Origin of the sequence: Streptomyces sp. SID14478 (genome assembly GCF_010548525.1) — a bacterium.
GTDB lineage: Bacteria > Actinomycetota > Actinomycetes > Streptomycetales > Streptomycetaceae > Streptomyces.
The window spans coordinates 1-12301 of record NZ_JAAGMG010000037.1 but is presented as its reverse complement, the minus strand read 5'-3'; the positions used below and the strand labels follow the sequence as shown (position 1 = coordinate 12301).

Genomic DNA, 12301 nt, shown 5'->3' with positions numbered 1-12301 from the left:
GGTGACGCCGGCCAGCGACCGCAGCGCGGTGGTGCCGCCCGCCATGCACACGGCGGCAAGGAGCGCGCCGACACCCAGGGCGGCGTTGCGCAGGGCGCGGGCCGCGGAGAGGGCGGTGTCGCGTTCGCGGCCGTGGGCGACGGTGGCCACGAGCGCGGCGTGGGCGGCGGGCCAGGCCTGGTTGCCGATGCCGAGGAAGAGCGCCGCCGCCGCGAACAGCCACACGTGCCCCGCCGGCGCGGCCAGCAGGAGGGCCGCACCCAGGACCCGTACCAGCATGGAGGCCGCCACGACGGTGCTGCGCGCCCCGCGGTCCAGCCACCGGCCCACCGCGGGCATGCACACCAGCCCCGCGACGATGCCGGCCGTCATGGCGGTACCGGTGACCGCCGCGGGCAGCTTCAGCACGGTCATGCCGTAGAGCAGCAGGAAGGGCCGCAACAGGCCGGTGCCGAGTGCGTCCACGGCGAGGGCGACGGCGTAGCGGGGGCCTCCGCAGGCGCGGACGAGGGCGCGGGGCTGGATCCTGGTGACGGTTGCCATGGCTCAGACGGTGCGGTCGGTCACCGGGGCGGGGCCCGTCGGTTGACGCATCTCGTCAACCGACGACGGCGCCGGCGGCCGGGGCGGCGAAGATGGGGGGATGGCGTTGAGGATCGACATCAGCGGTGTGCCGTCCGAGCAGGTGCGGTTCGCCGCGTCCCCGCTGGCCGAACTGACCGCGATGCTGCACGTGTTGGCGGAACCGGGACACCATCCGCAGTTCGCCGGCTGGGCCGCGGACGTGCGGACGGGGCTGCGGGACGAACTGGCCGAGCGGTTCGAGGAGGCGGAGTTCCTCTGGCGTTCCTCCCAGGCCGACTTCCTGATCCCCGCGCGACCCCGGGCGACCCTCGTCGAGGAACTGGACGACGTGGACCGCATCGACGACGAGACGTACGTGACGGCCGCGCTCGTCACCACGTGCGGCAGCAACCGGGTCCACTTCCGGGGCAGTTCACCGCTCACCGACGCGACCGCGCGGGAGCGGGCCCTGGACGTGGCCCAGGCCCGCGGCGCACGCCAGGAAGCCTTCGCGGAAAGCCTGTTGGCGGATCCCGCCGCCGTACGCGCACGGGTGCGCCACACCCTCGAAGAGTGCGCCGGGGCCTTCTTCGACGCGGCCTGGGCGGACGTCGGGGTGCGGCTCGCCACCGATCTGCGCCTGAAGAACGACCTGCTCAGGCGCCAGGGCCTCGGGGCGGCACTCGCCTCGGTCTCCGGTGCGGTCGCCCTGGACCCGGACGGCGACCGCATCGTCGTGGACAAGGTGCAGGACAAGGCGACCGCCGCGCACGACGCGGGGGTCACCTTCATCCCCAGCGTCTTCGGCCGCCCGCACCTGGTGGCGGTCCACGCGCCCGGGTGGCACCCGGTGGTCCAGTATCCCGTCGCCGAGCCGGACCCCGCGGAGCCGGTCTCCCTCGAAACGGTCACCCTCCGCCTGGAGGCACTCTCGCACCCGGTACGCCTGCGCCTCCTGCGCACCCTGGCCCGCGGCCCGCACACCAACGCCGAACTGGCCGACTTCTGGGAACTCACACCCCCGGAGGTCTCCCGCCACCTCGCCGCCCTGCGCCGCGCGGGCCTCGTCACGGCGCGGCGCCAGGGCCGGTACGTCCGGTACACGCTCCATCTGTCCGACGTGACGGCGTTGGGCGGGGATCTGCTGGCGGCGGTGTTGCGGTGAGGCGTCGCCGGGGGCCCGGGGGAGGCCATAAGGCCCCGGACCATGACCGGTTCGGGGTCGCTTGAGTCCGCGGGCAAGTTGCCGAGGGCTCACGCTCGGTGAAAGACGTCGAGTGGTCCGTAAGCAGTCGGCTCGCTGTCGGCCAACTCGGCTTGGTCGCCCACTCGGTCCCGCAGGATGCCGACCGTGTCGGGCCACACGGTGAGCTGGGCTCCAGCGCCCGTCAGGATGCGGTCCCAGTCCTCGGCCGCGGAGACGCCGGTGCGGTCGATGACGAACCCGAGGCAGTGGTCCGGGTCCTGGTCGAGGGTGCGGACCAGGGCGGCTACGGCTTCCTCACGGTCCGGGGCCGAGATGTCGGAGATGCGGAAGGTGAGTTTCTGCGTGGCGCTGTCCAGGCGCCGCACGGACACCGCAAGGCACTCGTCGCGCCCCATCCAGCTTTGGAACTCGACGTTTCGGTACTCGTCCGAGGCCAGCGCTGACAGGAGGGTGTGGGCCCCGCCCACCAACGGCTCTCGCGCGCCCCGGGCCGTGTCGCGAAAGCCGAAGATGTGCTTCGTGAGCGGGTGCTGGGCAAAGAGCCCCGAAGCCGCCAGCTCGTCGAACACGCGCTGAGCGGATGCGCGGGTGAAGGCCGTGCGATACCAGCTGAAGAAGCCCTTGGAGGTGGCTGCGGCGGCCGCCGCGGTGGCCCTGGCATCGTCGCCGAGGCATTCCTCGAAGACCGCCAGAGCTTGTTCGCGGGGCACTTCGGGGCTGATGTAGTTCCGCGCCCGGATGTGGGCGGCGAACTCGGGAAGCAGCGCGACGTGGTGTCGTCGTACGTAGTGGGCGAGTTCGGTGGGCCACACGTAGGTGCCGTCCGTGACCAATGACCCGGCACCAGTGATCCAGGCGTCGTCGGCGATGACGTCCCGCTCGGCACCCATGACCGTATAGATCTCGTGGCTTGCTTCGAGGTAGGCCAGCAGCCGTTCTTCGTCCCACTCGCCGACGTCGCGCGCGGCGTCCCGAAGGAAGGGCGCCTTCCCGCCACCGGCCCCGCCGAGTTCCCAGTAGAACCCCGCATCCTCGATCATTGTCTCTCCAGCCATGGCTGCACTTGGTGCTGAATCGGCGGCAGGTAGGTGTGCCAGGACATCTCTATGGCCTCGCACCTTCGGGAAGCCGGAGCACTGTAGTCATCATCCTGGTTGGTCGAGTGCGTCGATGGCCCGGGTGATCAGGGCGCGCGCCTCGGCCCCGTATACGGCCATGCGGCGCAGCTGCTCGAACGTCCGCACGTACAGATCGATCTCCGACTGCTGCTTGATTCGTACCCGGGCCGTCACCAGCTCGACCGACACGAGCCGGTCGTCGTACACGTGGAACGTCTCGCGGGGCCACTGGCAGCGCTCAAGCGTGGCTGACGGGATGATGCCGAGGGAGACGCCCGGCACGGCACCGGCCGTGAGCAGGTGGCCGAGCTGTGCGGCCATCGCCTCGGTGTCGCCGAGCTGGTAGTAGAGCGCGGCCTCCTCCACTACGAAGATGAACCGGCGGCCCTGATCGTGCAGGATCTTCGATCTCCCGATGCGAGCCTGCGCCGCCTGGGGACTGTCGTCGATCTCCAGGTCCCGCATCTCGGCGACGATGTGCAGGATTCCGGCCGCGTATCCGACGGTCTGCAGCAAGCCGGGGACCAGGGTTGCCGAGTACACGCGGAACAGGCGGGACTCGGAGAACAAGCGCCCGACCGCGATCTGCTGTTCCACGAGGCCGGCACGGGCCCGCTGCCGCCAATCGGTGTACATCGACTCGGCGTTGAGTGACAGGGTGACCAGGTCCTCGACCTGCTGTGCTGCGCCTGTCGCGTCGCACCACAGACGTATGTCGCGGGTCGAGGGCGCGGTGACAGCGTTCTCGATGCGGGATGTCTTCCCGCCGCTCCATCCGCACAACTTCCCGTGAGCGGCGACCGTCAGCCCCGCCGTCCTGCGCAGGTCACGCAGCCTTGTGGCGACAGCCTCTCGGGCGGCCTGCGCGGATGACGACGGGGACTGTGGCATGTGTCCTGCTCGTGCTCAGTGCTTCAACGGATCTCGTACTGCTCGTGCGGAACGGCGCGTTCCCACACCGCCTCGAATGCCTCCGCGCAGAGCTTCACCGCGGCTGGGTCGGTGCTGATCTCCTGCCCCGCGGAGCCGCCGTCCCCGGTGAAGTGATTCCACCGGATGACCTTTCCATCAAGGAGCCAGAAGTCGTTTCCGGGCAGCGCGAGGTCAGATGCGCGGCGCCGCGCTAGCCAACGCACCTGCTCACCTGCGGCCACGTTCGTGAAGGTGCCCGAGTGCTCGTACCTGATGTACTCGCTGACCGGCTCCGACACGATGCGGGCCCGGCGGACGACGACCCCGCGGGCCACCGCCTCCTGGATCAGGCTCAGCCACGGCCGCCACCACTCGTCGCGGGCCTGCGGGTCGAGGCGGATGCCCTGCTTCCAGTCGGCGAACGGCCCCTTCTCCTTGTCGACGTCGTAGCTGTCGCGCATCTCCAGGTGGACCGCTGATTCCGTGGTGTTGGCGAGGAGTTCAGGGAAGGGAGGGACGCTGCTCGACGACATCACACGCCTCCCTCAAGATCGCGGCCATACGCGCAGGGATGCGCACGACACCTTCGTGGTCGGGGATTCCTGAGGCGTGTCCAGGAACCGTGAACGCGGCGCACTCAGCGGCGAGTTCCGTGTCCGGGTTCCAGCCCTGAACGACGATCTCCGCCTTCTCCTCGTCGACCCATACCGTGGGGCTTTCGTCATCCCCGGTGTTGGGGTCGATCCCGATGAAACGTAGCCCCATGGCGAACTCCCGTGCTCGTGGTTGCAGTTCGTTGCACCAACGTCAGCCCGCAAGGTGGCGGAGTCAAGACCACGAATACGCCACCCCCACACCTGAAGGGCGTGTGATGCAACGATCTGCAACAACCTGGCTCGGACGCAGCGCCGCCTCCTAGCGTCGAAGCACGCGGCAACGACCACCGCCCCGCTCGGGGCGGCCAAGCCCTGCGGAGGCGCCATGCCCACCATGCGGACACCCACTGCGGCAGAACACGACGGACTGGACCAGCTGCTCGACGAAGCGTTCTCCTCTCCCCGGATACGGCCCGCTCCAGAACGGCGCAGTCAGCTCGACGTCGCGCTCCGTATGGAGATCCGCCGCCTTATCCCTGTTGTCCAGGCGCAGGCGGACCGGATCAGCCGCGGCACCCGCGCCTGGTACTCCCGTGACAAGACCCTCGCCGAGGCGCGCGACGAGCTCAAGCAAGGGCTCAGCCCGAGCTCACTCGCCGCTTGTCTCCGGCTGACCGCGCTGGCCCGGGTCGTATGCGCCCTCGACGACTTCGCCGGCGGTGAGCCATGAGCTGGCAGGAGAGGGTGAGCGGGATCGACATCCCCGGCATCTGCTTCATCCGCAAGCCGGGTAGCACCACGCGGTGCACGAGGTCCAAGGGCCACGACGGGGACCACCACAACTACTACAGCGGCCGGACGAACAGCTCTGGCATCCGCCCCGGGTCGCGGTGGCCGGCGGCCCTCGGTGAGACACAGGCGGATTGAAGCGCCTGGCGCCGGGCCAAGACCCCGCCCGGCAACAGGCCCAGATGAAAGGCCCCGGACCATGATCGGTCCGGGGCCTTTCGGTGGTGCCCCCGGCAGGATTCGAACCTGCGACACCCGCTTTAGGAGAGCGGTGCTCTATCCCCTGAGCTACGAAGGCGAAGGCTTGTATGACAGCAAAGCCAGGGACAGCCTAGCGGATCGGTCGGAGCTCGGGGGACGGCTGGTCAGGGGGCCCGTCCACACCCCGGGAACCTCCCGCCCCTCGGCTCCGAGTGATCCGCGCCCCGCGATGCTCCCGCGCCCCGGACTCGTCCCGCGCCCCGGGGGTGCTCCGGGCTCCGAGCTCATCGCGTGCCCCGGGCGCTCCCTGGGCGCGTGGGGCCTCCCGCGCCCTGGGCCCCAATTACCTCGCCCCCTATCACCCCACCCCCTACTCCCGCACCCCCGCCCCCGCCCCCGTCGACCCCGCCCCCACCCGACGGCGCCCGGGAGCCGGGCGGGCAGCCAGGTCAGCAGGCGGGTCATCGGGCGCACCAGGAGCGGTGCGAGGAGCGCGAACGCGGCGATGAGCAGCATGGGTTGGGTGACGTACGTCTTGCGTCGCAGGAGTTCGCCCGGGTCGTGGAGCAGTGACACGAGGATGAGGGTGAGGGCTGTGGCGAGGGCCGCCGCCGCGGTCAGGCGGCGGGTCCACGGCATCGTGGCGCTGTCCACCGCGGCCTCGCGCAGCGCCGCCGTGGGAGCGGTGCGGCCGGCCCGGTACGAGGCCGCGGTCACTCCGCACAGGGCCACCAACAGGCCCGTCCAGAAGGCGACATGGAGCGGCCAGGTGTGCTGCCCGTCGATCCGGAACCAGGCCGGGGCGAGGCCCCGTCCCGCCATCCAGGCGGCGAGCCGCGGCGCGCCCCACGTGCCGAGTGCGCACCCCGAGCCGGACGCGAGCACACCGATCACCAGCGCCTCCGCGTACACCGTGCGCCGCACCTGGCCGGGGGTCGCGCCCGCCATCCGCAGCAGGCCGAACTCGCGCCTGCGCTGGGCCACCGCGAAGGTGAACGTCGAGGCCACCACGAACACCGACACGAACGCGGTGATGCCGGCCGCGGTGCCGAGCAGGGCGTTCACGGAGACCAGCGCCTCCTTGTCGCGGTCCGGGTCGGGGTCCGCCCTGCGCCGGTCGTCACCGGTCAGGACGGTCATGCCCGAGCCGGAGCCGGTGTCGAGGGCCGCGCGGACCGCGTCCGGCGCCGCGTCCACGGTCACCGCGTCGATCCGTGGAGCGAACCGCGCGGCCTCGGCGGCGGTGAAGAAGACGGCCGACTCGAACCCGGCGCCGGGCACCGCGCCGACGACCGTGCGCGTCCCGGGGCCTTCGGGCGTGCCGACCTCGATCCGGTCGCCGGGGCGGATGCGCGTACCGCCGCCCGTCGTGACGACGACCTCGCCGGGCGCCGCGGGGGCACGTCCGGCGGCGAGCCGGTACGGGGTGGCGGCGGGCGTCAGCGGCGCGTGACGTACACCCGGTAGTTGCCGGAGGTGTCCGCCCCCGCCACCGAGATCCGTACGCCCGTCTTGGGGTCCTTGAACACTTCGCCCGGCCGGTAGGGGGCGTCGGAGAGTTCGGCGTGGACGTTGGGGCGGCGGGTGCAGCCGCCGCTGTCCGGGGTGGCGTCCTCGACCGTGACGGGCCCGTGCCCGGTGTCCACGTCCGCGTCGACCTTGTAGATCAGGACCCCGGGTCGGCACACGGCCTCGTCGTTGCCCTCCTGGCTGCGCACCTCGACCGCGTAACCCGTCTTCTCGGTCAGCGGGACGAACGCCATCTTCGTGCCGCCGCTGTCCCGGGACAGCGGCGACAGCAGGTGTTCCGTCGTGCCCGGTGTCGCGGAGCAGCCGATCTGGGAGTCGTCCAGCCAGCCCAGCTTCCACTTGTGCCAGCCGAGCAGGTCGTTCCCGACGCCCCAGTCCTCGCTCATGATGTCCCAGTGCCCGACGGCCCCGCCGCCGTCCTGGGTGTAGAGGTCGGGCAGTCCGAAGACGTGGCCGTTCTCGTGCGGCAGGACGCGGTAGCCGGTGTCGGCGTAGGAGCCGGAGCCGTCGTCCTGGCGGGAGTAGACGAAGGACATGTTCGACAGGGGGACGCCGTCGGCGACGGGCGCCTCGTGGTTCCCGGCGAACGTCACGGACAGGACGGTGTCCAGGGCGGAGGGCCCGGCGTTCGGCGTGGTCAGGATGTTCACGAGGTCGTAGGAGCGGAAGTCCACGTCCGCGTCGGAGGCCGCGACGATGTCGTCGACCAGTTCGCGGTAGCCGGGCTCGAAGGGAGCCCCGCGTTCTATTCCGTACGCGGAGAACGGCTTCGGCATCCGCAGCCAGTGCTTGACGGGGGCCTCGGGGAGATAGTCGAGGCGGCCGTAGGAGCCGGTGCGGAACCAGTTCTGGGTCTGGGGGAAGAACTCCCCGAGCCGGTCCATCGCGGTGCCCTCACCGGGCGCGTCCGGGAAGTCGATCATCAGGTTCAGGGCCCGGACGGTGCCGGTCGAGCGGGCGTAGCCGGGGGTGGTGGGCACGCCCTCCGACATCTGGACGCCCATGGCGCCGCGGAGCATGCAGGGCCCGAGCGAGGTGGCCCTGGCCAGGGCCACCGGGCCGGCCGCGGTCGGCGAGCTGTCGAGGAGCCGGCCCGTGCTCGCGGTCATGGTCAGCGCGAGGGCCACGGCGGTCGCCCCGGCGAGCATCGCGCCGCGTGGGCCCCTGCGTATCCACTGCCGCATCCGATCCGCCTCCGCCTCACGCTCGGCTCCGTTTCGATCACCCTGTGTCGAGGTGCGGCGGGCCGCGCGCTGGGTGCGCCGATCGTGGGTTTCTGCGCGAAGGGGGTGTGAGTCAGGTCACAAGGCGGGCGGGAAATAAGCGGGGACGGTTTCCCCGTTTAGACCTGTGTCCGCAGGAAGCGGGGACTGGCTCCCCGCTTTCGGCCCCGTTCAGCAGAGGAGACCGTCGTGGCCACCGCCGCCCCCGCCCCGTCGCAGCGCCGCGTCCCGCGTCCGCGGGCCGACGCCGTGCGCAACCGGGAGCGGATCGTCGCGGCGGCACGGGAGCTGCTCGTGGAGTACGGGACCGAGCTCCCGCTCGACGAGGCGGCCCGCCGGGCCGGCGTCGGCAACGCCACGCTGTACCGGAACTTCCGGGACCGCGGCGAGCTGATGCACCACGTCGTCCTCTCGGTGACCGACCGCGTCACCGAGCACGCCGAGAGGGCACTCGCCGCCGAGGGCGCCGGCGAAGCCACCGCATTCGAGGCGCTGCGGACCTTCGTGCACGCTGCCGCGGACGAGCGCATCGGCGCGCTCTGCCCGATGCTGCAGACCACCTTCGACAAGGACCATCCGGACGTGGTCGCCGCTCTCGACCGGCTGACGGCCGGCATCGAGGAACTCATCGCCCGCGCCCGCGCGGCCGGCGAACTGCGCACCGACGTCGGCGTCGGTGACCTGATGGTCGCCCTCTCCCAGCTCACCCGGCCGCTGCCCGGCAAGGCCTGCCTGGACTTCGACCGCTTCGTCCACCGTCATCTGCAGCTGTTCCTCGACGGCCTGATGACGCCCGCCCGCTCGGAACTCCCGGGCGCGGCCGCGACCTTGGAGGACCTCCGCCAGGACTGACCCTCCGGGGCCGCGCGCACGACCGCGCCCCGCGCACGCAGAGGGCAGCCCCGCCCTCACCTTCCCGTAACGAACCGTTTTCTCAGCCTTATTCACGACTTGGAGTCCCGCTGTGGGTACCCCCTTGCCGGCGACGGCACCCGATTCTCGGCGCTGGAAGGCACTCGCCTTCATCGCGCTCGCCCAGCTGATGGTGGTTCTCGACGCCACCATCGTGAACATCGCCCTGCCGTCCGCCCAGACGGACCTCGGCATATCCGACGCCAACCGGCAGTGGGTCATCACGGCCTACGCGCTGGCCTTCGGCGGTCTGCTGCTCTTCGGCGGCCGCATCGCCGACAAGTGGGGCCGCAAGAACACCTTCGCCACCGGTCTGGTCGGCTTCGCCCTCGCCTCGGCGCTCGGCGGTGCCGCGCAGAACGAGGCCATGATGCTCGGCGCCCGCGCCCTGCAGGGCCTGTTCGGCGCGCTGCTCGCGCCCGCCGCCCTGTCCCTGCTCGCCGTCATGTTCACCGACGGCAAGGAGCGCGCGAAGGCGTTCGGCATCTACGGTGCGATCGCCGGTGGCGGTGGCGCCGTCGGCCTGATCCTCGGCGGCTTCCTCACCGAGTACCTGAACTGGCGCTGGACGTTCTTCGTGAACATCCCGTTCGCGATCATCGCCGTGCTCGGCGCCGTCTTCGTCATCCGTGAGCCGGCCGGCACGCGCAACCGCGCGCCGCTCGACATCCCGGGCGTCGTCCTGTCCACCCTCGGTCTCGTCTCGCTGGTCTACGGCTTCACGCGCGCCGAGTCCAACGGCTGGTCGGACGCCTCCACCATCGGCCTGTTCGTCGCCGCCGTGGTCCTGCTCGCCGCCTTCGTGTTCACCGAGTCGAAGGTCAAGCACCCGCTGCTGCCGCTGCGCGTCGTCGCCGACCGCAACCGCGGCGGTGTCTACGCGTCCCTCGGCCTCGCCGTGATCGCGATGTTCGGCCTGTTCCTCTTCCTCACCTACTACCTGCAGGTCGTCAAGGGCTTCTCGCCGGTGAAGACCGGCTTCGCGTTCCTGCCGATGATCGCGGGCATGATCACGGGCTCCACCCAGATCGGCGCCCGCCTGATGACGCGGGTCCCGCCGCGTCTGCTGATGGGCCCCGGCTTCGTGGTCGCCGCGCTCGGCATGGGCCTGCTGACCCAGCTCTCGGTCGACACGTCGTACGCCGGCCTGATCCTCCCGGCCCAGCTGCTGCTCGGACTCGGCATGGGTACGGCGTTCATGCCCGCCATGTCGATGGCCACGATGGGCGTCGAGCCGCGGGACGCCGGTGTCGCCTCCGCGATGGTCAACACCTCGCAGCAGGTCGGCGGCGCCATCGGTACGGCCCTGCTGAACACGATCGCCGCCTCGGCCACGACCGCGTACATCGCGGACCACGCGGCCGGCGCGACCAACCAGCAGCTGCTCCAGGCCCAGGCCATGGTCAGCGGCTACACCCACGCCATCTGGTGGGCGGTCGGCATCCTGGTCGTCTCGGCCACGATCGCCTTCACGCTGATCAACAGCGGCGTCCCCGGCGCCGGCCGCCCGGCCGCCTCCGGCGACACCGAGGGCGTCGAGGACGAGGTCAGGATCCCGGTGGTCGCGCACTGACCCCCGGCCGGGACCTCACCTGAGCCAGGGGAGGTCCGCCCCGGCCTCCTCCGGCTGCAGTCCCTCGGCGACGATCACCATGATCTCGCCGAGGGATTTCTGCTGTGCGGGGGTGAGCCGGTCGAAGAGGGCCTGGCGGACGGCGTCGACGTGCCCGGGCGCGCTGCGGCGCAGCACGGCGAGGCCCTCGTCCGTCAGCACCGCGAACTGGCCGCGCTTGTCCGAGGGGCAGTCCTCGCGCCGCACCCAGCCGTTCTTCTCCAGGCGGGCGATGGCGTGCGAGAGCCGGGAGCGGGTGATCTTCGCGCTGCGGGCCAGTTCGGTCATCCGCAGCCGCCGCCGGGGCGCCTCGCTGATCTGCACGAGCAGCCCGAAGTAGATGTGCGGCATCTTCGCGTCGCGCTGCAACTGCCGGTCGAGGTGGTCCTCCAGCAGGGTGGTGGCGTGGAGGTAGGCCCGCCAGGTGCGCTGTTCGTCCTCGGTGAGCCACTGGGGCTCGTGGTCGGTTGTCATCGGCTCCATCGTAAAGACCTCCTCCTTGAATCTTAAACAAACAAGGCTTATTTTTGTGAGTACCCAGAGCTTGAACCTTCAAGGAGGTTGCCGTGACCACCGCCCCCGCACCCGAGCGCATGCCCGCGCTCTACCTCAGCCACGGCGCCCCGCCGCTCGCCGACGACGCCCTGTGGCCCGGCCAGCTCGCCGCCTGGTCCGCCGACCTGCCCCGCCCCAAGGCGATCCTCATGATCTCCGCGCACTGGGAGGACGCCCCGCTCTCCCTCGGCGCCACCGAGACGCTGCCACTGGTCTACGACTTCTGGGGCTTCCCCGAGCACTACTCCCAGGTGCGGTACGCGGCTCCCGGCGCCCCCCAACTCGCCGCTTCCGTACGGGCGTTGCTGCGCGCCCCGGGCATCGCGGTGCAGGACGTGCCCGACCGCGGCCTCGACCACGGCGCGTACGTCCCCCTGGTGGAGATGTACCCCGATGCCGACATCCCGGTCCTCCAGATCTCCATGCCGACGCTCGACCCGGGCGAACTCATGGACATCGGGCGCCGGCTCGCACCGCTGCGGGACGAAGGCGTGCTGATCGTCGGCTCCGGCTTCTTCACGCACAACCTTGCGGCGCTCCGGCAGGGCGGAATCCCTTCCTGGTCGGCGGAGTTCGACGACTGGGGGCACCGCGCGCTGGAGGCGGGCGACGTGGACGGCCTCCTGGACTTCACCCACAAGTCCCCCGCGGGCACGCTGGCCCACCCGCGCACCGAACACTTCGCTCCGCTGTTCGTGACGATGGGAGCGGCGGATGCCTCCGGCGACCTGGATGTGCAGCGCTCCGTGATCGAGGGGTTCTGGATGGGGCTGGCGAAGAGGTCGGTGCAGTTCGGGTAGGGGGGCGCGGTCTGTGTCACCAGTCGTTCCGCCGCGGAGCGCGAGAGGCCCCGCCGACCCGCCGCCTTCGACGAGACCTCAGACCGGCTCGATCAGGGTGAGGGCGCGCAGGGCGGCGCCCAGCGCCACGTCCCCGCCGACATCGAGGGCCGTGTCGGCGAACTTGATGGCGTGGTCGTCGCCGTGCGCCGCGGCCCGGTCGAAGACCTCCTGCGCCGAGACGGCCCCGGCGGCGGCGTACGGCTCAGGCGCGGCAGGCGCATACGCCGCCGTCACCGCCGC

13 protein-coding genes, 1 tRNA gene and 2 pseudogenes are annotated in these 12301 nt (G+C 71.3%); 6 read left to right on the top strand and 10 right to left on the bottom strand.

Annotated elements, in window-relative coordinates; translation table 11 throughout:
• A partial coding sequence (locus tag G3I40_RS01410; protein WP_164300297.1) for an MFS transporter occupies positions 1–543 on the bottom strand: 543 nt, incomplete at its 3' end.
• Positions 544–643: 100 nt separating this feature from the next.
• Here G3I40_RS01410 and G3I40_RS01405 point away from each other — a divergent pair.
• Positions 644–1729 (top strand): helix-turn-helix domain-containing protein, encoded by a 1086-nt coding sequence (locus G3I40_RS01405; protein ID WP_164300296.1) that lies wholly within the window; start codon positions 644–646, stop codon positions 1727–1729.
• Positions 1730–1818: 89 nt separating this feature from the next.
• On the opposite strand, the gene G3I40_RS01400 is transcribed toward G3I40_RS01405, so the two are convergent.
• The 4 genes from G3I40_RS01400 to G3I40_RS01385 form a co-directional block, all read right to left on the bottom strand.
• Positions 1819–2826 (bottom strand): hypothetical protein, encoded by a 1008-nt coding sequence (locus G3I40_RS01400; protein WP_239091455.1) that lies wholly within the window; start codon positions 2824–2826, stop codon positions 1819–1821.
• Positions 2827–2916: 90 nt separating this feature from the next.
• On the bottom strand, positions 2917–3780 hold the full coding sequence (locus G3I40_RS01395) for a helix-turn-helix transcriptional regulator (protein WP_164300295.1): 864 nt from the start codon (positions 3778–3780) through the stop codon (positions 2917–2919).
• A gap of 23 nt (positions 3781–3803) precedes the next feature.
• Positions 3804–4334: a DUF6879 family protein gene (locus G3I40_RS01390; RefSeq protein WP_164300294.1), complete on the bottom strand. Its 531-nt coding sequence runs from the start codon at positions 4332–4334 to the stop codon at positions 3804–3806.
• Positions 4303–4566 carry a hypothetical protein gene (locus G3I40_RS01385; RefSeq protein WP_164300293.1) on the bottom strand — a complete coding sequence of 88 codons (264 nt, stop codon included), beginning with the start codon at positions 4564–4566 and terminating at the stop codon, positions 4303–4305. The genes G3I40_RS01390 and G3I40_RS01385 overlap by 32 nt, the downstream gene beginning before the upstream one ends.
• Positions 4567–4791: 225 nt before the next feature.
• On the opposite strand from G3I40_RS01385, the gene G3I40_RS01380 reads away from it, so the two are divergent.
• Entirely contained in the window at positions 4792–5127 is a 336-nt protein-coding gene (locus G3I40_RS01380; RefSeq protein ID WP_164300292.1) for a DUF6415 family natural product biosynthesis protein, read from the top strand.
• Positions 5124–5324, top strand: coding sequence for a hypothetical protein (locus G3I40_RS01375; RefSeq protein WP_164300291.1), 201 nt, complete (start codon positions 5124–5126; stop codon positions 5322–5324). Before G3I40_RS01380 ends, G3I40_RS01375 begins: the two co-directional genes overlap by 4 nt.
• Before the next feature lie 84 nt (positions 5325–5408).
• Here the strand turns inward: G3I40_RS01375 and G3I40_RS01370 are convergent.
• The 3 genes and pseudogenes from G3I40_RS01370 to G3I40_RS01360 all read right to left on the bottom strand — a co-directional run bounded on the left by G3I40_RS01370 (position 5409) and on the right by G3I40_RS01360 (position 8101).
• Positions 5409–5484, bottom strand: a tRNA-Arg gene (locus tag G3I40_RS01370).
• Positions 5485–5807: 323 nt separating this feature from the next.
• A pseudogene (locus G3I40_RS01365) lies at positions 5808–6821 on the bottom strand (ABC transporter permease); the annotation flags it as partial.
• 5 nt (positions 6822–6826) lie between these two features.
• Positions 6827–8101 (bottom strand): M6 family metalloprotease domain-containing protein, encoded by a 1275-nt coding sequence (locus tag G3I40_RS01360; RefSeq protein ID WP_164300290.1) that lies wholly within the window; start codon positions 8099–8101, stop codon positions 6827–6829.
• A 228-nt stretch (positions 8102–8329) separates the two neighbouring features.
• On the opposite strand from G3I40_RS01360, the gene G3I40_RS01355 reads away from it, so the two are divergent.
• Together G3I40_RS01355 and G3I40_RS01350 are read left to right on the top strand one after the other, a co-directional pair.
• The gene (locus G3I40_RS01355; RefSeq protein WP_164300289.1) at positions 8330–8992 is read left to right on the top strand and encodes a TetR/AcrR family transcriptional regulator; all 663 of its coding nucleotides are present in this window, start codon (positions 8330–8332) and stop codon (positions 8990–8992) included.
• A gap of 112 nt (positions 8993–9104) precedes the next feature.
• The gene (locus G3I40_RS01350) at positions 9105–10625 is read left to right on the top strand and encodes an MFS transporter (RefSeq protein ID WP_164300288.1); all 1521 of its coding nucleotides are present in this window, start codon (positions 9105–9107) and stop codon (positions 10623–10625) included.
• A 15-nt stretch (positions 10626–10640) separates the two neighbouring features.
• On the opposite strand, the gene G3I40_RS01345 is transcribed toward G3I40_RS01350, so the two are convergent.
• Positions 10641–11147: a MarR family transcriptional regulator gene (locus G3I40_RS01345; RefSeq protein ID WP_164300287.1), complete on the bottom strand. Its 507-nt coding sequence runs from the start codon at positions 11145–11147 to the stop codon at positions 10641–10643.
• A 110-nt stretch (positions 11148–11257) separates the two neighbouring features.
• Here G3I40_RS01345 and G3I40_RS01340 point away from each other — a divergent pair, with 110 nt between their 5' ends.
• Entirely contained in the window at positions 11258–12019 is a 762-nt protein-coding gene (locus tag G3I40_RS01340) for a class III extradiol ring-cleavage dioxygenase (protein WP_164300298.1), read from the top strand.
• Positions 12020–12097: 78 nt separating this feature from the next.
• Here G3I40_RS01340 and G3I40_RS01335 read toward each other — a convergent pair.
• Positions 12098–12301: pseudogene (locus G3I40_RS01335) on the bottom strand (hypothetical protein); the annotation flags it as partial.